We start from the raw sequence: 21,720 nt of genomic DNA on the forward strand, positions 1-21,720 counted from the left end.
CGGCTGCAAAGCGGCCGCGCCGGTCCATTTTTCACCGGCTTTTTGCCCCATAGCTACGGCTATGAGGCTGCAAACCCGGCAAAAACTGTCCTCGCCGGGGCCACTTTTCGCTTCGACGCCTTCTGCCGCCCAGACTCCTAGGGGAAGTTGAGCGACGAGGTCGAGGTGCCGTTGTCGCTGTACTTGACGAGTTTTTTCGTGACTTCGATCCCGATGTTGGCCTGTGCCTCCATGGTGGAGCCGCCCACATGCGGCGTCAGGATCACGTTGTCCAGGCCGGGCGCGGCTCCGGGCGTCCACCGCTTTGCCCGGCCCCGCAGCAAGGTCGGCTCAATCCACCGGCGCGGGTGCCTCGCGCGCGCCACGGCCGGTGAACTGCGCCAGCGCCACGCCCACCAGGGTCAGCGCCGCGCCGGCCAGCTTGATGCCGGTGTACTGCTCGCCGGCAAACAGCCAGGCCACCAGGCCGGCCACCGGCGGCATCAGGTACATCAGCGGCGCGGTGCGGGCCACACCGCGCACCGCATTGACCCAGCCCCAAAGTAGCCAGCCCAGAAAGGCCGACACCGTGACCGACCAGACCAGGCTGAGCCACACCACCAGCGAGGCATCGCCCCAGGGCGCGGCCAGCCCGGCAGGCAAGGCAAACAACACGACCGGCACGCTGCCCAGCAAGGTGGCGTAGGCCATGGTGAGCACACCACCGTGGCGCTCAATCAGCGGCTTGGCCGCCACGGTGTAATACGAGAAGAAACTCGCCGCCACCAGCAAAAACAAATCACCGCCGGTGGCCAGCCACTGGCCGCCCAGCAGCTTGTCGGAGAGAAAAATCAGCACGCCCGCAAAGGCCACCGCCACGCCGGCAATCTGCGCCTTGTGCAATGGCTCCAGGCCCATGAGGCGCAGGATCAGCAGCGTGAAGATGGGCCCGCAGGCCAGGATCAACGAGCTCGAAAACGCGGTGGACCAGTGGATGCCGTAAGTCACCATGCCCACATGCAAAAAGTGGCCGGCGACGCCCAGGCGGGCCAGTTCCCAGAACTCGCGCCGTGTGACTTTCGGGAAGTACCGGCCATAACGCCACAGCAGCAGCGCCAGCGCGCAGACCGGCATGATCAGGTAACGCGCAAACAAAAAGCCGCCAGGGCCGACCACATTGAAGACAAACTTCTGCAGCGAGAAGTTGATACCCCAGACCACCACCAGCACCAGCCCCAACCCCAAGGCCAGGGTGGCGCGCCGCTGTGCGGCGCTTTCCTGCTGACTACTCATGAACGGACATAGTTTGGATTTGCGAATAAAAAAGGCCTGCAGCCCAATGAAAATAAGCTCAAGCAGCTATCATTTTTGAAGCATACCAGTTTGGCGATAAGACTGCCTGCCGCAGCGCTGCGCGGCATGATACAAACAGCGCTGTCCCGTTGAAAGGAATATCTTGAAATTCAAAATGGCTGAAAAGTCGCTCTTCGCCGTCTTGCTGCGCTCCTCGTGGTGGATCAGCCTGTCGATTGCCGGCGTCATCGCGCTGGTGTCCAAAGCGCTGCTGCCGCCCCAGTATTTTTTGTTCGGCGCCATGGGCGGTTTTCCATTTGTGGTGATTGCACTGATCACGCTGTGGCGGCAATTGAGCGCACCCAGCACCGCCCATGTTGAGGCCACGCTGGCGCAGATCAACGCCATGCCCTGGCGCGAATTTTCGGCCGCGCTGGAGCAGGCCCTGGTGCGCGAAGGTTTCCAGGCCAAACGTCTGGAAAGCGCTGCGGCCGACTTCGAGCTGATCAAGGGCGGCCGCACCGTGCTGCTGAGCAGCAAACGCTGGAAAGCCGCGCGCCTGGGGCTGGAGATATTCCAGGGCCTGGAGGCGGCGCGCAGCGCGCGTGGTGCCAGCAGTTGTATCTGTGTGACAACCGGTGAGGTCACCGACAACGCACGCCAGTTCGCCGCCAGCCACCAGATCCGCGTGATCCAGGGCACCGAGCTGGCGCAATTGCTCAGGCCGGTGCTGATCGCCAAAGCAGTCGCCTGACGCTCTTCCCTCATCCGGCCGAAGCGCCCGCCTTGCCCGACACCGGGTAGGCCTTGACCATCCATAGATACATCAGCGCACCGGCCAGCAAGGTGGCGGCGGCAACTTCCAGCGACAGCGTGAAGCCCTCACCCAGGCTGCGGCTGTGCCGCAGCAGCAGCGCCACCATAGGCGGGCCGGCGATTTGCCCAATGCCGTACATGACCGTTAGCAGGCCCATGGTGCTGGCCGCAGCCGCTGGCCGCAGGCGCCGCACCTCCTGCATCGCAAAAAAAGTGATGGCGGTGAATGGAATGCCCAGCAACAGGCTGCCGATGGCAAAACCAGCCAGGTTCGGACTGAAGATGCTGGCGGCAATGCCCAGCGCCTGCACGAAGTAACACGCGGCCAGCAGGTGGCGGTAGTCGCCCGTGGCCGGGATGCGCGTGGCCAGCAGGGCGCCGGTGATGACACCCAGTCCGAAGATGGGCCAGAAAAAGTCGATCCAGACCGAACCCGGCATCGCCTCGCGCGCAATCACCGGCAAAAAGGTCGCGGTGATGATGTAGCCGAAACCCGCCAGGCCGTACGCCGCTGCCAGCAACAGCATCTGATTGCGACCCGCCGGCGCGTCCGCGCGCAACGCCGCTGTTGGCGCGGCTGCGCTACCGACGCCCTGCCCGCCCCGCTCCTGGAAGGTGCGCCAGACAACTGCCGTGAGCAGCGCCGCCAGTACGCCAAAAATCAGCCAACCAGCAGCGGCCCGCCACTGCAGCGCCACCATGCCGCTGGCAAACAGGCCGCTCAGCGCGATGCCGGCGCCGGGGCCGGCGTAAATCACGCCGCCCATCATGGGTGCGTTGCGCCGGGCCAATTGCGACAGACACCAGCCCGAGGTGTAGACAAACACCAGCGCGCTGGCCACACCGGCGGAAAAACGCAGCAAGGGCCAGGCGGCAGGCACGTGCAGCGCCATGCCCAGGGTCAGCACGGCGGTGGCGACCAGGCCGATACGCACCCAGGTCGGGCCGGCGACCTGCGGCAAAAACGGCAGCCGTTTCCAGATCCAGGGCTGAAAGGTGCACATCAAGGCACCCACCAGGTAGCCAAAATAATTGGCGCTGGCCAGCCAGCTCGCCGTGGGCAGGTCCACCACGCCGTCGCTGAGCATCATGGGCAACAGCGGCGTGAAGGCAAAACGGCCTATGCCCATGGCAATCGCCAGCGACAACAGGCCGGCGATGGCGATGGTCCAGCGGCCGGGCTCGGGCCGGGGCGCGCTCAAAGCCGGGGTCCTGCGGCGCCGGTTTTGACCGGCTCCACCAGCATCATGCGGCGGCGCAGGCGCGCGGCTTCTTCGAGATCGCCACTCTTGTCAGCGAGCTGCGCCTGCACGCCCAGCCAGGCCAGCAGCGGCCGACGCCAGCCTTGGGCAGATGAAGTGTCCACTGCCTGCTGCACGACCTGCGGGCTGGCGCGCCCACCCCGAAACAGCACCGCCGCAGCCACCAGTTGCGACAGCGGATCGGCGATGGCCTTGACAGCGGCCGCATCCCCGGCAGCAGCGGCGCGTTGGGCTGCGGGCAACAGGGCCGTGTCCTGCGGCTGCAGCCGGTCGGCCAGGTAGTCGGCATAGGCGCGCTCTACCGGTGGCGCATCGGCGCGCAATCGCTCGAAGCCGACACACGGCTCAAGCACCAGGCTGGCGGTGCGACTGGCGCAGCGCAGCAGTTCAACACGCGCTGTCAGATCGACTCGACCGGTGCTGGAGACTTCGCTGAGTGCCCGCGCAAATTCCACGGCTTCGACGCGTGCATTGCCTTCCATGTAGGCCGCCACGCCGCGCTCGCTGGCGGTTTTGGCTTCGAGTTGCCAGTCAGCAGGTTTCGGGCCGCTGCTGCAGGCGGCCAGCGCCAGCAAGGCCGCAGGAAGCAGCGTTTTTGCAAAATTACTCATGGCAGCTTGATCTCCGTGTCACGGGCAAACGGCCACTTGCGGTTGACCTCGTTGATCAGGCTGTCGACCTTGCGCAGGCTGGACTCGACCTCGCCGCGCAGCGTGCCGAGGTCGTCGCTTGCCGCGCGGGCATTAGCACCCACGGCTTGGGCCTCGACCAGCACCGCATCGACTTTTTTCAGACTGGTGCGCGCTTCGCCGAGCAGGGCATTGAGCTGAACCACCGTGGCGCGCGTTTCGAGCACCACCCCCAGATTTCCCGGCTTGTCGCCGAACACCTGGGTGTCAGTCTTAGTGGCGAGTCCGTCAAGCTTGGTCAGCAAGGCGTTGGTACGGTCCAGCGTGGCGATCAGTTTTTTGGCCTCGGCCTCGTTGCCCAGCAACACGCCGAGCGCGCCGCCGGGCCCGTTGAGGCGCTCGGTCAGCTTCTGCACATTGCCCAGGCTGGCCGCCACCGCGCCCTCGCTGGCGGTCAGGCTGTTGAGGTTTTCGATCAGTTCCTTGGCTGCGGCGATCAGCTTGGGCACCTCGGCGCCGGTGTCGCCGCGCAACACCTCGCGCACCGCGCCGTCGGGCAGCGGCGGGTCCTTGAGCAGGCCGGTGTAAGCCCGGATGTTGGTGCTGCCGACCAGGCCGCGCACCAGCGTGAACACGCTGGAGGTGCGCAGCCAGTGGGCGTCGCGCGTCGGCACGTCAATGACGATGCGGGCCTTGCCGTCGTTGGCCAGCTCAATGCGGCGCACGCGGCCGATAGGAAAACCCGAAAACGTCAGGTCCATGCCGACCACCACGCCTTCGGAGTCGTCCGACACCAGCACCAGTTTTTGCGTGCTTTCAAACAGGCCGCGTGCATACAGCACGTACAGCGCCGAGCCGATCACCAGCGTGGCCATGAAGATCAGCAGCAACACGGCCTTGAACTCCAGGTTGGCCACGGGTGGCAATGGCCCCACCGCGTCCACCGGCGGCAGTGGGCCGGCAGCCGGTGATGTGTCAAGGGGCTTGCTCATGGTGTGAAAGGATTCATGGTGGGAGGACCGGGTTTCAATAGTAGTTGCCGACAAGGGACAACACCTCAATCAACAGGATCACAGCGAACATGCGCACCAGCATGCGCAACTCGGCGCTGGCGCGCAGGCGCGGCGCTGTCGAATCGTAGAGGGCCGAGGCCATCGGAATCAGGGACACAGCCAGGCTGAAAAACAAGGTCTTGAGCAGAAAAATCAACGTGACCTCCGGGTTGAACACCTGGCCAAACAGCCGTGTGTAGGTGACCACGCCAGACAGCGTGAAGCCGTACACCGCCAGGTAAGCCATCACCAGTGCTACCACGCAACTGAGCGCGGCCAGCGTGATGGTCGAAAAAATACCTGCCGTCACGCGCGGCAGCACCTCGTGGCGCACCGGGTCCACACCGCGCTGCTGCAGCGCTTCAAGCGCGCCGGCACGGCGCATCTGAGACAGCTCGACACCGCTGGCAATGGCGCAGCGCAGCGCCACAAACATCGCCGCTGTCAACGGAATCAGCTCCAGCACCAGCACCCGAATCACCACCTGCAGCGCGTACTGCGACAAGCCGTAACTGATGGCGGTGACGATCACGATGCGTGTGATGACCACCGTGATCAGGGCACACATCAGCGTGAAACCAAGCAGGTTGGGCGCCGTGTTGCGGTAGATGTGTTCGGCCAGCACACGGCGGTGGGGGCGGCCGTAACTCGAGGGCGACATAGCCAGCACCAGAATCATTGCGCCCAGGTAAATCAGTCGCCACCAGCCTAGCAGCCAGTCGCGTGCCCTGCGGTTAAGCAGCGAAAGCGAAGAAAACCCGCGCGCCTTTGAGATCATGAAACATGATAGCCGTGAGGGGCGCGAACTCAGGCGAGCGGCCCCTGGTCCAGCGGCAATGAGCCATTGGGAATGCCGCCTGCCAATTGCAGCCGGCCCGCAGCTTTGGCAATGTCATCGCGGTCACCCCGCCACAACGCGCCGACATAGGCGCGGTAGTCGGGGTGCCAATCGGCCGCGTCTTCAAGCGCGTCCAGCGCGCCCGATACCTCGTCCAGTGCCTGCACATGCGCCGCGACTTCCACCGCCAGTGTGCAGGTGGTGTTGATCACGCGATCAAAATCATCGTCCTCCGGTGTCAAGGCGCTGATACCGAATAACTCGAACACCCGCGCAATTGATGCGGCAGACGCCGGGTCCAGCGACTCCTCGCCGGTCTGCGGGTCGCGTGTTTTTTCGGCAGGAAACACGGCTTGTTCGGAGGCTGCGAGAAGTTGCTCGCGAAATAACACGGTCATGCCGGTCTCCAGAAAGAATGAAGCGCCGTGACAGCGCGGCGCACAAGTTTAGGCCATGCGGCATGCCACTCAGGTGGCGAGTGACTTGCAGTAATTGAGGAAGGCGTCCATCTCGGTGCCCTTGTCGAACACCGCGTCAGCGCGCAAGGCCAGGCACTTCTGGCGCATGGCATCGGTGAGCTCCCCACTCAAAACCACCACCCGTTGCTCAGGCCGGCGCGTGGTACACCAACTCAGCGCACCCACGCCACTGCCCTTTTTGAGATGCAGGTCCACCACCGCCAGGTCCCAGGCGCTGTCGTTGGACGACAGCCAGTTGGTCGCGGCAATTTCGTTGTCTGCATAAAACAGCACCTCCACCGATGGTATGTCGCGCAGCGCAGCCACAATGATGTTGCGCAGCACCACGTTGTCCTCAATCAGAAAAACCTTGAGCGAGGAATGCCCCTTCCGACTGCTGTGATCTGTCTCTTTTACCTGCATCTAAGTTCCACTGTTGCCCAAAGTGTAGACGCCACAGCACAGCGCGCGCGCCGCCAAGCCCGGCCACGCCCTGAAAGACAAGCTCAACGCAGCTTTTCTGCAAACCCATGCAGGGCGTCAGGGTGGCAGGCAGCGCAACAGCAAGCCACGGCCTCAGCGCTGATTGAAGCGGTAGGACGTCTTGGGGGACCAGGGTTTGGCCACCTGTTTGCCCTGCTGCGAACCAGGCGCAAATGGCCAGGCCTTGACCGACAGGGCGCCAGCGTGACTGGCCTGCGGGTCCGCGTCATCGGCGGTTTTCATGGCTTTCAATTCCTTGGAAGGGTCTGATGGCTTGCGCATAACGCTCCTTTGATGTTCATTCAAGATATTTCATGCCTTCACAGCGACCAGCCCAACCGCCGCAATCCGGTCCGCTTGCCGGTACACCGTCCGTTCCAGCTCTTCGCCGAAGACATCGGAGTCGATTTCGGCATAGGTGTAGGTACAGCCGGCCTGCCTTAGAAATGGCTCCATCTCCCGGATGAAATGATCAACACCGTCCACAATCGCGACGCCGGTGTACAGAATCAGCCGTCCGCCGGGCAGCAGGCGCTGCAGGGCCTGGGCACCTATCTTCACGCTCAGTGCCCGACCCAGATCGCCACCGCCATGCCGGTAGGCACGCTCGGCGTCGTCTTCGAGGTAAGGGGGGTTCGACAGCACGACATCAAAGTCGCCTGTGACGGCGGACAAGGCATCGCCGGGCGCAAGCTCAACGTCCACCCCCGCCGAGGCCGCGTTGATGCCGGCGTAACGCAGGGCCAATGGGTTGATGTCATTGAGCGTCACGTGCGCACCCACGCGCAAACGCGCCGCCAGGATGCCACCGGCGCCACTGCCGCATCCCACGTCCGCGATACGCAGTGGCCTGTCTGCAGTAGCCACGGGCATGTGATCGCGGATCAGGTTCAGGAACCGGTAGGTGTCCGGGCCGAAAAAAACGGCATCGTTGGCCAACGTGGGAAACGCCGAATGCACAAACAAGTCACCGTCAAAACTCGCTACCCTGATGCGGCTGCGGTACAGCGCATCTTCGCGGACCACGACGCCGTGCAGCAGCAGCACGTCCAACAAGGCGGCTGGCATTGCCGGTTCAGAAAAACCCAGGGACCAGCCAAAAATATCGCGCAAGCTGTTGGCCGGAATGCCCTGCCGGTTCACCAGCGCGCGTGCATGCGTCAGCGGTGTCACGGCGGTGAACTGGTAAGCCTGCTCTCGCAAATGTTGCAGCAACGCCTTCAGTGCTGCGTCGAAGGCCGCTGCGGATTCAAGCATCGGTGTCAATGCCCCGGCATCAGCTTGACCGAATAACAATCAAAACAGCGTTGTCCACACAGCAGCCGCATCAGCGCGCCTTCGGCGATAAAGCGCCCGCACGCGGGGTCCGCATCGACCAAGGGCGCAATCACTTCAGCATTCCAGGCCTGGGAATGGTGCACATCAAGTACCGCGTGCAGATCAAAGTAGGCTCGAACACGCCCGCTCATACCGAGGCGACGCATACCGTCCGACACCAGCTTCACACGCATCGGTGCGGTCAGCTCAATAACACCGAGCGCACCAATCGAGTGGTAGGCATAACGGCGCGACGTCGCCATGCCCAGCATGGTGTTGGCCAGCGCCAGCGCTTGCCATACGGTGCTATTTATACAGGGGGTCAGCCCGAGTTCGGACACCACATTGGCCAGCATGGCGCCATGCATGGCCTTGGGTTTTCCATGGCCCATTTCATCCCAGTAATTGCGGGCCAGTTCCAGCTTGGGACGGTTTGGTAGCTGAACCTGGGTGTAAGCCAGCAGGTCATCAAACCCGGCTTCTCCCGCCGCTTCCTGACGCAAAAACCAGCACATGTCCTGGTAGGACGCCGTGTGCGCCAGCCAGTCAAACAAAGGGTGCTGCTGACCCGGGCCATCTTGTGCAAGACCTTCAAACCAGCTCACGAAGGCTTGGGACGCCAGCCCGGCCTGCGGCAGCAGGGGCGCGACGATGGCGCGAAGATTTTCAAGAAACTCGCCTTCAGCGCTGCGCCAGGCCAGTTCAGCGCTCAGGTGTTGGCGCCAGTCGCTGCTTGGCGTCGAGACAGCGACCCGCTGCTTGTTGAAATGCGCCAATCCGCGATGCAAAGCAACTGGGTCGCGGCTGTCGACGGGCGCTGGGGCCAGATCATGGGGCTGCGGAAAGTCGCCGATTTCGTTAAAAAATTCCTTGGCCACAAGTGCTCCAGTGCGAACCAGCGACAGACCGCAGGATGCGGCCAGGCTGTTCTAGCTGAAAAGCTTAGGCAGGGCGGTGAGCCCGTCTTGTAGGAAATGGATGAAGATTCGGTAGGCCTGTCGCAAGCCACTGTCCGGAAACCAGGATGCAGCTCCCCACACGCATGCAACCCCTGCCGGATGGCCGCAAGCCGCTATTCAATCAATAGCAACTCGGGATGGTCAGTCGGCCAGGTGGGCCATTGCTTCACCGAGTCGCACCGCCGCACCCGGCGCCCAGGCTGGGTTGAAGCGGCAGGGTCCTTGCGGGAAAAGCAGCACGACGGTGGAGCCGAGCAGGAAGCGTCCCATCTCGTCGCCTTGCCGCAGCGCCACCTGCTCGGCGTCATAACGCCAATCACGCACCTCGCGCGTCCTCGGCGGATTGACGACGCCATGCCAGACCGTCGCCATGCTGCCTACAATCGCGGCCCCCACCAGCACCAGCACAAAAGGGCCGCGCGCCGACTCGAACACGCAAACCACCCGCTCGTTGCGTGCAAACAGGCCGGGCACACCGCGCGCCGTGGCCGGGTTGACCGAGAACAGCGCGCCCGGTACATAAATCATGCGGCTCAATCGTCCGTCGGCCGGCATGTGGATGCGGTGGTAGTCCTTGGGACTGAGGTAAATCGTGGCGAAGCTGCCACCGTCAAAATGCGCAGCCAGCTCACGGTCGCCGCCGACCAGGGCGGTGGTCGAATAGTGGTGACCCTTAGCCTGGAAAATCTGGTCGCCAGCGATGGCGCCGAACTGGCTGATCACACCGTCCACCGGGCAGATCAGGTCGGCGGCGGCCAGCGGGCGGGCGCCGGGTCGGAGGGCCCGCGTGAAAAAATCATTGAAGCTCGCGTAACTGGCGATGTCCGGGTTGGCCGCCTCGGCCATGTTGACGCCGTACTTGCCGATGAACCAGCGGATGATGCGCGTGGTGATGGCACCGCCCCGCATGGACGCAATATGGTGGCCGAACTCGGTGATCGCCCGTTTGGGCAAAAGGTATTGCAACAGGACTTCGGATCGTTCGGTCACGCAGGCTCACTCTGGTTGGGAAAAGCAACTATTCTATCGGCGCAGGCGGATGCCCCCCGCCAAAACACCCGCGCAAGTCTTACTGCGGCTGCAAACGCAACAAGCGGCCCTGCGAGCTGTCGGTCAGCACGTACAGCAGCCCGTCCGGGCCCTGCCGCACATCACGGACGCGGCCGGCGCCCTCCAGCAACTTGTGCTCGCGCACCACCTTGCCCTTGAAGGGCTGCTCCAGCTCGATGCGGTTGAGGTAGCCGAACTTCAGCGAACCGACAAACAGGTTGCCCTGCCAGCCCTTGCCGTACTTGTCGCTGCTCAAAAACGCCATGCCCGAGGGCGCAATCGACGGCACCCAGTAATGCAGCGGCTGCTCCAGGCCGGGTTTGGCAGTGATGCCCTCGCCCATCTTGCCGCCGCCGTAGTTCTCGCCATAGGTGATCACCGGCCAGCCGTAGTTGCGGCCCGGCTGCGGCAGGTTGATTTCGTCGCCGCCCTGCGGCCCGTGTTCATGGGTCCAGTAAACGCCGTCCGGCGTCAAGGTGGCGCCCTGCAGGTTGCGATGACCGTAACTCCAGATTTCCGGCAACACACCGGGCCGGCCGACAAACGGGTTGTCGGTGGGCACGCTGCCGTCCTTATTAATGCGCACGACCTTGCCGTGGTGGTTGTCGAGCTTTTGCGCGTCCTGCATGCGGGAATAGCGGTCGCCCAAGGTCAGAAACAGGGTGCCGTCGGGTTTGCCGTCTTTGCGCCCCTCGACAATGCGGCAGCCAAAATGCGCGCTGCTCGAAAACTTGGGTTTCTGGCTGAAGATCACCTTGACATCTTCAAGCCGCGAATTGTCGGCCGCCAGGGTGGCACTCGCGAGCGCGGTGCTGTTGCCGCCTGAAGCCGTAGCCTCCGAGTAACAAAAGTAGACCCGCCGGTTGGCCGCGACATCCGCATCGGCCACCACATCTAGCAAGCCGCCCTGCCCGCCGGCATCAATGGCGGGCAAACCCGGCAAAGGCGGGCCGAGTCGGCCGTCGGCCTCGACCACCCGCATGCGGCCAGGGCGCTCGGTCACCAGAAAGCGCCCTTGCGGCAAAAAAGCCACCGCCCAGGGGTTTTGCAGGCCACTGGCAAGGACCTCGGGGCGCACGCCTTGGGACTGTGCCTGGTTGAATGCGGTAGCACCCAAAAATGCTATCAAAAACATAGCTACTTGCGCACGTCCCTTATGGGCTGAAGGCATATTTGACTCTCAATTCAAAGCGGCGGCTTGGCCCCGAAATGTTGCGGGGGACGGAGGGCCAATATGCCAGCCTTTGCACAGCGCTGCGGGGCTGACGCTTGTTTCCATCAGCTTCGCGTGGATTTGCACAGACCAAGTAACTTGTTTTATATCTTTACAAATCAACGGCTTAACAACGCAATCTAGAAAAAACTTTAGCTTGACGTAGGACTCATCCTTCAAGTACCCTAGCGCCCATGCGTTTCACCCTGCTCGTCACCAGCCTTCTGCTTGCCGCCTCAGCGCAAGCCAGCCCTGGCCATTCTGGCGACGACATGGACAAGTTTATGGCCGACAAAGGCCTGTTGAACCGGATCGACCATGTGCGCCAGTCGGTGGGCTACCGAGCGTCGGAGCTGGTCGTCAACGCCATGGGGTTTTTGGGCGTGCCGTATCGGCGCGGTGGCAATTCGGCGGAAACCGGTTTTGACTGCAGCGGTTTTGTACGCGCCATTTACGAACAGAGCATTGGCCTGGTGCTGCCGCGCCGTGCCGAGCAGCAGGCCGCAGCCACCGAAAACATCGACAAAAAAGACCTGCAGCCGGGTGACCTGGTGTTCTTCAACACCCTCAAGCGCACTTTCAGCCATGTCGGCATTTATGTCGGTGACGGCAAGTTCATCCACTCGCCCAAGCCTGGCGCGGAAGTGCGGGTTGAAAGCATGGGTGTGGCCTACTGGGCACGCCGCTTTGACGGCGCACGCCGGGTACCCGGCACGTCGACCTCCCCCGCCTCCGGCGAATAAGCCCACGCTGCGGCCCAGGTCGCCCTCCTGACGCTGGGTCCATTAGTCGGCTTTCACGCCCGCTTCCTTGATGACCCTGCCCCATTTGACGGTTTCGGCCGCAATGAAGGCATCAAATTCCTCCGGCGAGCCACCAGCACCAAAAGTCCCCATCGCATCCAGTCGCGCGCGGGTCTCGTCACTGCGGATGATGCGCCCCACTTCGTCTGACATGCGTTTGACAATGTCTTTTAGCGTCGCCGCCGGGGCCAACATGCCGGCCCAGGTGCTGCCAGTGAAGCCGGCAAACCCCTGCTCAATAAAGGTGGGGACGTCGGGAACAGCGGGCAGTCGGCGGTCGCTGGACACACCAATCAGCCTGACCTTGCCAGCCTTGCCCTGGTTGATCAGCCCGGTGGCAGCATCAAAAAACAGCTGTATCTGGCCGCCGATGAGATCGGTCAATGCCGGCACCGCACCCCGGTAAGGAATGTGCACCATGTAGGTTTTGGTCAGCGACTTGAGCAGCTCGCTGGTCAGGTGCGCAGCCGAACCATTGCCCGACGACCCAAAGCTGACCTTGCCAGGGTTCGCGCGTGCATAAGCAATCAATTCTTTGGCGGTCTTGAAAGGCGCGTCGTTGTTGACGGCGGCCAGCAACGGAGACACCCCCATCAGCGACACGCCGGTCAGGTCCTTGCGCGGGTCATACGGCAGCTTGGGGTAAAGCGTGGTGTTGGCGGCATAGGCTGCAATCACCACCGCAAAGGTGCTGCCGTCGGCTGGCGCCTTGGCCAGCAAGTCCACGCCAATGATGCTGTTGGCGCCCGGTTTGTTGTCCACCGTAACAGTTTGCTGCAAGCGATTTTGCAGACCCACCTGAACAATGCGGGCCATCTGGTCGGTAAAACCGCCCGGTGGGTAAGGCACGATGAGACGAATCGGCTTGTTCGGCCAGGCCGACTGGGCCAGCAAGGGTGCACACACAGTAGCGGCACTGGCGGAGATGGCCAGATTGAATCGGCGGCGGGACAATGGGTTTGCTGACATGACGTCTCCAGGAATGGTGTTTCATTTTGGGGCAAGCCTTGCCCGCCGGCCAGCGGGTTTGCACCGTGAACAGCACTCAAACGCCGATGGGCTGACACCTGCGCGACGCGCGTACCGGCCTCAATGGTTTGTCGGCAACAGGCTGATCGCGCTTCCAGCTTGCGCAGGCCTGCAGAGTCGGCCCACTGGCACCCGCCGCGTGCTGTTTTTCATGACTGACTCCGGCCTGAAAATGGTCCGCAAACTTTCAACGCGAGCGGATGTATTTCATGCCGATCTTTTTGCCGAAATTTCTCCGGAAGACATGGCACAGTTGACCCAAACTCTCAGTAGCCTGGCAGCACCCGGCCGATAGTAGTGCGTGGATTGCCTGCGCACCAGCGGCAGGTCGGTGCAGCTCCCGTGCGCCACCTCTGCCGCCATGCCAATGCTTTTCGCCGAGCGTCGGATGCGGGTGGGTGGCTTTTCCGATATCCCTTGCGTCGGCGCCCAATTCAATCGCGAGTGTGATCTGCCCGATCATCTGGCCTATGTGGGTGACCACGCGAGTTCGGGGTCGGTATGCCCACGCTGGGATCACGCAGGCGTAAACGCCGTCGATCAGCACAGCCAATCATTGGCACACAAGTTGCTTAATCGTGAGCGCCTTTATCGCCGTACCGTTTTAAACCCATTGATCGCTGCTCATGCAGCCCTTAACCGTCAGGAGCCTTCATGAAACGTCGTCACATCTTGGCCGCAGGTGTTTCTGCCTTGACAGCCCCGGCATGGGTAGGCGCCCAAAGCGCCTGGCCCACACGCGGGCCCGTCAGACTGGTCGCGCAATTCCCGCCCGGCGGTCTGGTCGATACGGTGTCGCGGTTGATGGCGCCGCATCTGGCGCAGGCGTTGGGCCAGACTGTCGTGGTTGAAAACCGCGCTGGTGCGGGTGGCCTGATCGGCACGGACTACGTCTCCAAGCAGCCCGCCGACGGCTACACTCTGCTGGTCAGCCATGCGTCAGTGCACATCTATGCAACGGCCACCCGCAAAACCATGCCGTTTGATCCAGTGAACGATTTTTCTCACATGGGCATGCTGGTTGAAGCACCGATGGTGCTGCTGGTGCGTGCGCAGTCGCCCTTCCAGACACTGGAGCAATACCTGACCGCCGCCAAAACCAAGCCAGTGCGCTACGGCTCGTCGGGTATTGGCTCTGCGAACCATTTGTTTGGCGAAATGCTCAAGATTGAAGGCAAGGCACCCCAGCACGACCACATCCCCTACCAGGGCAGCGCGCCCGCCATGCAGGATTTGCTGGGCGGGCAAATCGATAGCGTGCTTGACCCCATCACCACCAATGTGGCCCAACTGAAGGCTGGGTCGCTGCGCGCGCTGGCTGTTTCTACGCCCAACCGCCTGCCTGCCCTGCCCAACATTCCGACGTTTGCCGAACTCGGCTTTCCCAAGCTGACGGGCTCACAGTGGCTGGGACTGTCGGCGCCTAAAGGCCTGCCAGCGCCCATCTTTCAGCGCTTGACGGCGCTGATTCCGGAAATTCTGGCCAAACCGGATATTGTTGCCAGATTGGAAGACATTCAGACCTTGCCCCGCAAAAATGCTGTCGTCGGTACCGACTTTGTTCAGTTGATCAATGCCCAGATAAACACATGGCGCGACGTGGCCAAATTGGCCAACGTTGAGGTGATAACATAATTTTTTATCGGCCGACGACAGCCGCAGGAGAGCTTTGATTGAACACCGCTCCCGCCATTTCAAGCGACCCGGCAAGCGCTGCCGAGGTGGTCAACGAATTCCTGCGGCTCATCATGCTGCCCGATCCAGTGGCCGCCAGCCGGTTCACAGCACCCGACATGAAAATCCTGTTCACGGGCGGTCGCGCCTTCAGCGCGCCCGCTGATTGCACCAAATTCAACGCCTCGCGCTACAAATGGGTGAAGAAAAGGATTGAGCGCACCGAAACGGTCATGGCAAGTTCGAACGGTGCGGCACCCGTTGAAGCCGTTGTCTATAGCCTGGGCACCTTGTACAGTGAGTGGCCTGACAGCACGCCTTTTCAAGGCAACCGCTACGTTGACCGCTATGTCGTCAAAAACGGGCTGATCACCCACATGGACGTGTGGAATGACAGTGCCGAGTGGCTGCTGGTACGTGCTGGCCTGGCTGTCCTCTGATCAGCCAATGGCAGCAAGCTACACCGGCGCCCTGCCAACGCATAGGCGCTTTGACTACCAAGCGATTCATCAGCGCAAACCCTATCGCTGGCCCAACGGGGCGGGGCTGGCCGTTTACCTGGGTTTTAACATCGAGCACTTTGCCTTTGGCGAAGGTATGGGTGCAGCCATCGGTCCGCCCAGCCCCCAGCCCGATGTCCTGAATTATAGCTGGCGTGAATACGGAAACCGCGTGGGTGCGTGGCGTTGCCTGGAGCTGTTCGACAACCTCGGCCTTCCGGCGGCGGCTTTGATCAACACGGCGCTGTATGACCACTGCCCGGAGCTGGTTGCCGCCTGCGTGGCACGCGGCGACGAGCTGGTCGGCCACGGTCACAGCAATGCCGAGCGGCAAGCCGCGCTGAGTGAAGCGGACGAGGGAGGCCTGCTGGTGCAATGCCGCGCGCGCATGCAAAAGGAAAGTGGCCAGTCGCCAGCCGGGTGGCTGTCACCCTGGATTTCTGAAAGCCTGCACACGCCTGACCTGCTGGCGGAAAGCGGCTACGGCTACACGCTGAACTGGTGTCACGACGACCAGCCGCTACCCATGCGAACCCGCAGCGGTCAACCCTTGTGGGCCGTGCCTTACCCGCAAGAGCTCAATGACATCCCGATGATCATTGGACGGCAGATGGACGGCAAAGATTTTGCGCAAATGATCATCGACCAGTTGGACGAAATGGTCGAACAATCGCAAGCACCCGGCAAAGCACCGCTTGTCATGGGCATCGCGTTACACCCCTACATTGTCGGCCAGCCTTACCGCCTGCGGCATCTACGGCGGGCGTTACAGCACCTTGCTGCCGCACGAGATCGTGGTCAGGTCTGGATGACCACGCCTGGCGAAATCTTCAGACACGCAGTGCAGATAGCTGCGTGAGTTGCATCAGAGCGTTCAGCATTTGCCCAGCCAGGAACCAATCTCATCGAGACGGTCAGTATTTTGAATGGGCGCTTGCGCAGCTAACAAAAGAGCTTGGCGAACTCCCGCCAGAACGCTGTCGATCACGGGCACCCCCACCTGCGCCTGCACTTGTGCAGCCATGCCCGCAAGGCCAGCACCCCCCAAAATGACGGCCTGGACATTGAATTGCCTCACGGCTTGCTGGCAGGCGTCAGCCAGCAGAGCCGGTGCGGCGAGCGGGTCCCGGGCCAGCTGCGCCCCTGTGGGATCAATAGTCACAATACCCCTCAGCGCCGAGCGATAACCGAGGTTTTCTGCCATGCGCTGCAAGATGGGCTTCCAACGCTGCCCACCCGTGACAACCGCAAAGCGTCCATATCGTGCGGCCTTGGCGAACGCCGCCTCCGCCAGACCTGTGACCGGCGCTGCACTGGCTTCGCGAAGTGCAAACAGGCCAGGGTCCCCAAAACAGCCTATCAACACCGCGTCGGGAGGTGTGGCATTTCCGGCCACTGCACCTGCCCAAGCGGCCAGGGTGGCGTGACCAGCCACGGCATAACTGGCCTCGCACGATATATAGGGAGCACCAAACCTGGCAGTGACAACGTGCACCTGCACCTCAGCTCCCGCAGCATTTTGCCCATGGTGTTGCAGCAAGGCTGTCACGCTTGCCGAAGTATTTGGATTGATGATCAGAATGTGGCGCATGACAAGCCCATGCTAAAGCAACGAGACAGGTGCGACAAGCTAAGGCGCTGCCAGGTCGCTACGCCTAAGCGCCCATCAGCTTCAGGTCCAACGCGCGCTCCGCCAGCCATACCAGGGCAATCAGCAGCGTGAGCAGCGAGCCCCCCACAAAGATGCCCTGGCGGTAAAAACCAGTGTTGCGCAACCAAAAAGCGGCGGGCAAAAATGCCGCCACAATCGCCAACTGCCCAATCTCGACCCCGACGTTGAAGCCTACCAGGCTCAGCACGAGCGTCTCTTGTGGCAAGCCCAAATCGCCCAGCACGCTGGCAAAGCCAAAGCCGTGAATCAGGCCGAACACAAAGGCAATCAGCCAGCGACGCTCGTTGACCACGGGCTTGAGGTTGTTGAGCGCCGCCAGCACCACCGACAAGGCAATCGCCGACTCCACCAGCCGGGAGGGCAGCGAGACCAGTCCCAGCGCGGCCAGGGACAAAGTGATCGAATGGGCCACGGTGAAGGAGGTCACCACCCACAACACCTCCCGCAAGGCCTCGCCAAACCGCCCCACACCGCGCCAGCGCCTCGCCTCGCGCACCAGCACCACCGGCAGCAACAGCGAGATCAGGAACAAGATATGGTCAAACCCGATCCAGATGTGCCAGACGCCTTGTACAAAAAACTGCCCAAATTGCGCCACGAGCGATGGCTTGTCGGCGCTGAAACGCTGCCGGGCGTTGTCAGGCGCCATGATGGCCGAGTGGGTGATGCCCCCCAGGTCCAGACGCAACAAGCCCCGGTGCAGCGCATCCTGGTCAAACAGCAGGCGGTAGTTCACACCCAGCTCGCCCTCGTCTGACGGGCAGCTACCCCTCAACTTGAGCACGGCGTAGGCACCGTCGGTGTGCTCATCCACCTGGTGCCGGGTAACCTGCAGCACGCAGGCACCACCCCGATCCAGCGTCAAGGCACTCAAGGCCCAGGCGGCAATATCTGTGTGGCGGGCGCGCAGCTCACCCCAAGTGATCTCGCCGTTGCCATCGGCATCAAGCCCGATGGCAAAGTCAATGTCGCGCAAGGCAATGTCCCACTGACCGGTCAGCTGTTGGCTCTTGACATCGAGCACCAGATAACTGTCGCTGGCCTTGTGCGCCCACACGGGGTTAATGAGCAGCAGCAGCGACACACTCAGAAAAAGGATGCGCCACCTCATTTTTTACCCCCGTCAGCGCCCGCTGACTCAGACGCCTGCGCAAGACGGCGCGTGCGGGCGTCTTCAAAACCACTGCGCAGCAACCAGTCGCGCACGACCTGGGCGCTGGCACGGTCCTTGGCGGCAACTGCAGCTTCCAGCAGCACACGCGCATCCCTCGGCTCGCGCTGCACAGCGTAGTTCTCCTGCGCCAGACGCAAGGCGGTGGCCGGGTCCTGGCGCAAGCGCAGCTCAAACCGAGCCTCTTCGGCCCGGTGCGTCGTGTCACCGCGGGCGCGGGCGGCGGCAAACCGGTCCACCAGCATTTTTTGGTGTCGGGCGGCTTCAGGCAGCTTGAGCAGGGTCTCGGCCTCGGCCAGCCGCAGCAACAAGCTGTCGGCCGACTCCCATTTGGCCAGCAGACGAACCACCTCGGCCGGCTGACCAGCGTCGAGCAAAAAGTCTGTCCAGGCGGCAAGCAAATACACATCGTCGCGCCCCAAGCCAAGTGCCTCGCGGTAATGCGCTTGCGCTTGCGCGTCTTGCCCGCGCCAAGCGGCGACCTCGCCCAGCCGGGTCAGGAGCCACAAGCGGTTGTCGGCATCCGTAGCCAGGTCCAAGATTTTCTGCAGGGTCTTGTAACCCAACGCCAGTTGCCCACTGTAGGCCTGCAACAGCCCAAGGCAGGCCCCCGCCAGCGTCTCGCGATCCAATTTTTGCAAGGCGGCGCATTCCTTCTGGGCAGCGCCATAGTCAGCTTCTACCAAATAAATGGCGCCGCGCCAGGCGTGGGCTGCCGCGTACTCTGGCGCCAGCGCCAGGGCGGCTTCGAAGTCCTTCAAGGCCCCTGCAAAATCATGTCGGTACTGGCGCAGCACACCCCGCAAAGTGAGCAAGGGCGCCGGCAAGGGGTTGGCAAAGCGGGTCACCACGGCCTCGGCATAGCCCACATAACGGGGATCCCCTTGGGCCAGCGCCAGATCAAAGTACCGTTGCGCCAGCTCTGTGGCCAATGAGGCGTCGGTGGGCGCTTTGGCCACAGCCGCACGCAGGGCAGCCAACTCGCGCGCGGTGCTGTCAGCGGCGCGGGTTGGCAGCTTCTCCAGCACTTCGGCGTCGTTGGCAGGCGTGCGCGGCACTGCGTGCGACACCGCCGCGGGTATCAACGCCGACAAGAGGATAGTGAAAACCCTGATACGCAGTAAACCTGTCAACCAATGAATAACCATGTCTGTTGTATGCTGCGTTGCCAGCCATTTTGTTGGCAGCTATTTGAATCACTATCGGAGTTTACCCATGCGCAAACTACTGTCAGTTTTGATCGCCGCGACCTTCGCCACCGTTTCTTTCACTTCGATTGCCGGCTCGCACGGCGGTGCCATGAAAGACGACAAGAAAATGGAAGAGTGCAAAAAGATGGACGCCGCCAAGGCCGACGACAAGATGAAGGCCGAGTGCAAAAAGATGATGGAAAAGAAGTAATTCCGTTGACTTGTTCCCTGACAAGCGGGCCATTTGGCCCGCTTTTTTTGTTTCTGGCACGGCTTGTGCGCAGTCCTGTTGGTTGATCTGAACCCGGAATTGCCATGCACTCAAACAGACCGCAGTGCGAAAGGTCTCGTACTGGCTTGAACATCGGGGCACCGAATACGCCGCCGAAGTGATGCGCTTCTCTCACCTGCAAGCCAACGAATAAGGAATAGGAAACCCAGCAAAAAGCCCGAACTGTGGCCAGTTCGGGCTTTGCATCGGAGAACGGGACTTCGGCTACTTGCGAGCCGGCGGCAGATCGGTGCAGCTACCGTGCGCCACTTCCGCCGCCATGCCGATGCTTTCGCCCAGCGTCGGATGCGGGTGGATGGTCTTGCCGATGTCCACTGCGTCGGCGCCCATTTCAATCGCGAGTGCGATCTCGCCAATCATGTCGCCCGCATGGGTGCCAACGATGCCGCCGCCCAGAATTTTGCCGTGGCCATGCGCTTCCGGGCTGTCGTCGAACAGCAGTTTAGTGAAGCCTTCGTCGCGGCCGTTGGCAATCGCGCGGCCGGAGGCGGTCCATGGAAACAGGCCTTTTTTGACCTTGATGCCTTGCGCTTTGGCCAGGTCTTCGGTCAGGCCGACCCATGCCACCTCGGGGTCGGTGTAGGCCACGCTCGGAATCACGCGCGCATTGAAGGCGGCGCTGGCCAGTTCTTTGTTGCCCTGCAACTCGCCGGCAATCACTTCGGCGGCCACATGCGCTTCATGCACCGCCTTGTGCGCCAGCATGGGCTGGCCGACGATGTCCCCGATGGCGAAGATGTGCGGCACGTTGGTGCGCATCTGGATGTCGACCGGGATGAAGCCGCGGTCGCTGACATTGACACCGGCTTTCTCGACGCCAAGCTTCTTGCCGTTGGGTGTGCGGCCCACGGCTTGCAGCACCAAATCGTAGGTTTGCGGGGCGGGCGCCGTGCCGCCCTCTTCCGCCGCAGCGAACGTCACCTCGATGCCCGCCTTGGTCGCCCTGGCGCCCACGGTTTTGGTCTTCAGCATGAGGTTGTCGAAACGCGGCGCGTTCATCTTCTGCCAGACCTTGACCAGGTCGCGGTCGGCACCCTGCATCAGGCCATCCATCATCTCGACCACGTCGAGGCGCGCACCCAGCGTGCTGTAAACCGTGCCCATCTCCAGGCCGATGATGCCGCCGCCCAGAATCAGCATGCGTTTGGGCACGTCCTTGAGCGCCAGCGCGCCAGTGCTGTCCACCACCCGTGGATCGTCCGGCATGAAAGGCAGGCGCACCGCCTGAGAACCGGCGGCGATGATGCAGGTCTTGAATGCAATGGTCTGGGTCTTGCCGGTTTTTTCCTGGCCCTCGGCACCGGCGGTTTCGTCCACCTGCAGGTGGTTGGTGCCGACGAACTGGCCGATGCCGCGCACCGTGGTGACCTTGCGCATCTTGGCCATGACGGCCAGGCCGCCAGTGAGTTTGCCGACGACTTTTTCCTTGTGCGTGCGCAGCTTGTTGATGTCCACCGTCGGCTCGGCGAAGGTCACGCCGAGCGCCTCGAAATGTTTGACCTCGTCCATCACGGCCGCCACATGCAGCAGCGCCTTGGATGGAATGCAGCCGACGTTCAGGCAGACACCACCCAGCGTGGCATAACGCTCGACCAGCACAACTTTCAGGCCGAGGTCGGCGGCGCGGAAAGCCGCCGAATAACCGCCCGGGCCGGCGCCGAGCACCAGCAGGTCGCAGTCGAGGTCGGCGCTGCCGGTGAAGGCCGTTGCTGCAGGCGCTATCTTTTCAGGAGCTGCTTGCGCAGGTACAGCATGGGCTGGAGCCTGTTTTTGTTCTGAAACCGGGACAGCAGCGGCGCCTTCGGCTTCCAGCGATAAAACCACCGTGCCTTGCTTGACTTTGTCGCCCAGTTTGACTTTGAGCGCTTTCACGACACCAGCGTGGCTGGACGGAATTTCCATCGAGGCCTTGTCGCTTTCGACCGTCAACAGGCTCTGGTCGGCCTGGATGCTGTCACCGGCTTTGACCAGCACCTCGATAACGGTCACTTCGTCGAAATCGCCAATGTCGGGAATTTTTATGTCTATCAATGCCATCAC

At 62.3% G+C, this 21,720-nt stretch carries 24 protein-coding genes and 1 pseudogene; 6 read left to right on the forward strand and 19 right to left on the reverse strand.

Translation table 11 applies throughout. The annotated features are described in order from the left end of the window. Positions 1-140: 140 nt before the first annotated feature. Together Q8O29_RS00235 and Q8O29_RS00240 are read right to left on the reverse strand one after the other, a co-directional pair. A pseudogene (locus tag Q8O29_RS00235) lies at positions 141-278 on the reverse strand (phosphoglycerate dehydrogenase); the annotation flags it as partial. A 52-nt stretch (positions 279-330) separates the two neighbouring features. After that, entirely contained in the window at positions 331-1,272 is a 942-nt protein-coding gene (locus tag Q8O29_RS00240) for a DMT family transporter (RefSeq protein ID WP_305560050.1), read from the reverse strand. 163 nt (positions 1,273-1,435) lie between these two features. Between Q8O29_RS00240 and Q8O29_RS00245 the strand changes: the two genes are divergently transcribed. After that, positions 1,436-2,026, forward strand: coding sequence for a restriction endonuclease (locus Q8O29_RS00245; protein ID WP_305560051.1), 591 nt, complete (start codon positions 1,436-1,438; stop codon positions 2,024-2,026). A 10-nt stretch (positions 2,027-2,036) separates the two neighbouring features. Here Q8O29_RS00245 and Q8O29_RS00250 read toward each other — a convergent pair whose 3' ends face one another. The 11 genes from Q8O29_RS00250 to Q8O29_RS00300 form a co-directional block, all read right to left on the reverse strand. After that, entirely contained in the window at positions 2,037-3,290 is a 1,254-nt protein-coding gene (locus Q8O29_RS00250; protein ID WP_305560052.1) for a YbfB/YjiJ family MFS transporter, read from the reverse strand. Further along, a complete protein-coding gene (locus tag Q8O29_RS00255; RefSeq protein ID WP_305560053.1) occupies positions 3,287-3,961 on the reverse strand; it encodes a hypothetical protein in 675 nt (224 codons plus the stop codon). Before Q8O29_RS00255 ends, Q8O29_RS00250 begins: the two co-directional genes overlap by 4 nt. Beyond that, positions 3,958-4,971 (reverse strand): MlaD family protein, encoded by a 1,014-nt coding sequence (locus Q8O29_RS00260; RefSeq protein ID WP_305560054.1) that lies wholly within the window; start codon positions 4,969-4,971, stop codon positions 3,958-3,960. Before Q8O29_RS00260 ends, Q8O29_RS00255 begins: the two co-directional genes overlap by 4 nt. Positions 4,972-5,005: 34 nt before the next feature. Further along, positions 5,006-5,809, reverse strand: coding sequence for an ABC transporter permease (locus Q8O29_RS00265; protein WP_305560055.1), 804 nt, complete (start codon positions 5,807-5,809; stop codon positions 5,006-5,008). Between the two features lie 29 nt (positions 5,810-5,838). Next, the gene (locus Q8O29_RS00270; protein WP_305560056.1) at positions 5,839-6,267 is read right to left on the reverse strand and encodes a hypothetical protein; all 429 of its coding nucleotides are present in this window, start codon (positions 6,265-6,267) and stop codon (positions 5,839-5,841) included. Positions 6,268-6,336: 69 nt separating this feature from the next. Then, the gene (locus Q8O29_RS00275) at positions 6,337-6,750 is read right to left on the reverse strand and encodes a response regulator (protein WP_305560057.1); all 414 of its coding nucleotides are present in this window, start codon (positions 6,748-6,750) and stop codon (positions 6,337-6,339) included. Between the two features lie 153 nt (positions 6,751-6,903). Next, positions 6,904-7,092, reverse strand: coding sequence for a hypothetical protein (locus tag Q8O29_RS00280; RefSeq protein ID WP_305560058.1), 189 nt, complete (start codon positions 7,090-7,092; stop codon positions 6,904-6,906). Positions 7,093-7,122: 30 nt separating this feature from the next. Beyond that, positions 7,123-8,067 carry a class I SAM-dependent methyltransferase gene (locus Q8O29_RS00285; RefSeq protein ID WP_305560059.1) on the reverse strand — a complete coding sequence of 315 codons (945 nt, stop codon included), beginning with the start codon at positions 8,065-8,067 and terminating at the stop codon, positions 7,123-7,125. 5 nt (positions 8,068-8,072) lie between these two features. Continuing rightward, a complete protein-coding gene (locus Q8O29_RS00290; protein WP_305560060.1) occupies positions 8,073-9,005 on the reverse strand; it encodes an iron-containing redox enzyme family protein in 933 nt (310 codons plus the stop codon). A 222-nt stretch (positions 9,006-9,227) separates the two neighbouring features. Beyond that, the gene (gene asd, locus Q8O29_RS00295) at positions 9,228-10,076 is read right to left on the reverse strand and encodes an archaetidylserine decarboxylase (protein ID WP_305560061.1); all 849 of its coding nucleotides are present in this window, start codon (positions 10,074-10,076) and stop codon (positions 9,228-9,230) included. A 79-nt stretch (positions 10,077-10,155) separates the two neighbouring features. Continuing rightward, on the reverse strand, positions 10,156-11,271 hold the full coding sequence (locus tag Q8O29_RS00300) for a PQQ-dependent sugar dehydrogenase (protein WP_305560104.1): 1,116 nt from the start codon (positions 11,269-11,271) through the stop codon (positions 10,156-10,158). 272 nt (positions 11,272-11,543) lie between these two features. Between Q8O29_RS00300 and Q8O29_RS00305 the strand changes: the two genes are divergently transcribed. Beyond that, positions 11,544-12,092 carry a C40 family peptidase gene (locus tag Q8O29_RS00305; RefSeq protein WP_305560062.1) on the forward strand — a complete coding sequence of 183 codons (549 nt, stop codon included), beginning with the start codon at positions 11,544-11,546 and terminating at the stop codon, positions 12,090-12,092. 42 nt (positions 12,093-12,134) lie between these two features. Here Q8O29_RS00305 and Q8O29_RS00310 read toward each other — a convergent pair whose 3' ends face one another. Together Q8O29_RS00310 and Q8O29_RS00315 are read right to left on the reverse strand one after the other, a co-directional pair. Next, a complete protein-coding gene (locus Q8O29_RS00310) occupies positions 12,135-13,121 on the reverse strand; it encodes a tripartite tricarboxylate transporter substrate binding protein (protein ID WP_305560063.1) in 987 nt (328 codons plus the stop codon). 247 nt (positions 13,122-13,368) lie between these two features. Continuing rightward, entirely contained in the window at positions 13,369-13,644 is a 276-nt protein-coding gene (locus Q8O29_RS00315) for a hypothetical protein (protein ID WP_305560111.1), read from the reverse strand. Between the two features lie 191 nt (positions 13,645-13,835). On the opposite strand from Q8O29_RS00315, the gene Q8O29_RS00320 reads away from it, so the two are divergent. The 3 genes from Q8O29_RS00320 (at position 13,836) to Q8O29_RS00330 (ending at position 16,214) form a co-directional block, all read left to right on the forward strand. Continuing rightward, positions 13,836-14,816, forward strand: a complete 981-nt coding sequence (locus tag Q8O29_RS00320) for a tripartite tricarboxylate transporter substrate binding protein (protein WP_305560064.1) — start codon at positions 13,836-13,838, stop codon at positions 14,814-14,816. Positions 14,817-14,929: 113 nt separating this feature from the next. Further along, positions 14,930-15,295, forward strand: coding sequence for a nuclear transport factor 2 family protein (locus Q8O29_RS00325; RefSeq protein ID WP_305560105.1), 366 nt, complete (start codon positions 14,930-14,932; stop codon positions 15,293-15,295). A 7-nt stretch (positions 15,296-15,302) separates the two neighbouring features. After that, the gene (locus Q8O29_RS00330; RefSeq protein WP_305560106.1) at positions 15,303-16,214 is read left to right on the forward strand and encodes a polysaccharide deacetylase family protein; all 912 of its coding nucleotides are present in this window, start codon (positions 15,303-15,305) and stop codon (positions 16,212-16,214) included. A 15-nt stretch (positions 16,215-16,229) separates the two neighbouring features. On the opposite strand, the gene Q8O29_RS00335 is transcribed toward Q8O29_RS00330, so the two are convergent. The 3 genes from Q8O29_RS00335 to Q8O29_RS00345 form a co-directional block, all read right to left on the reverse strand. Continuing rightward, complete coding sequence (locus Q8O29_RS00335) at positions 16,230-16,946, reverse strand: aspartate/glutamate racemase family protein (protein ID WP_305560065.1); 717 nt, start codon at positions 16,944-16,946, stop codon at positions 16,230-16,232. Positions 16,947-17,010: 64 nt separating this feature from the next. Then, positions 17,011-18,138, reverse strand: coding sequence for a HupE/UreJ family protein (locus Q8O29_RS00340; protein ID WP_305560066.1), 1,128 nt, complete (start codon positions 18,136-18,138; stop codon positions 17,011-17,013). Further along, complete coding sequence (locus Q8O29_RS00345) at positions 18,135-19,292, reverse strand: tetratricopeptide repeat protein (protein WP_305560067.1); 1,158 nt, start codon at positions 19,290-19,292, stop codon at positions 18,135-18,137. Before Q8O29_RS00345 ends, Q8O29_RS00340 begins: the two co-directional genes overlap by 4 nt. A gap of 121 nt (positions 19,293-19,413) precedes the next feature. On the opposite strand from Q8O29_RS00345, the gene Q8O29_RS00350 reads away from it, so the two are divergent. After that, the gene (locus Q8O29_RS00350; RefSeq protein WP_305560068.1) at positions 19,414-19,599 is read left to right on the forward strand and encodes a hypothetical protein; all 186 of its coding nucleotides are present in this window, start codon (positions 19,414-19,416) and stop codon (positions 19,597-19,599) included. Between the two features lie 285 nt (positions 19,600-19,884). On the opposite strand, the gene lpdA is transcribed toward Q8O29_RS00350, so the two are convergent. Then, entirely contained in the window at positions 19,885-21,717 is a 1,833-nt protein-coding gene (gene lpdA / locus Q8O29_RS00355; protein ID WP_305560069.1) for a dihydrolipoyl dehydrogenase, read from the reverse strand. Positions 21,718-21,720: the final 3 nt, after the last annotated feature.

This window comes from Polaromonas sp., assembly GCF_030689685.1.
Taxonomy (GTDB): Bacteria; Pseudomonadota; Gammaproteobacteria; order Burkholderiales; family Burkholderiaceae_C; genus Polaromonas.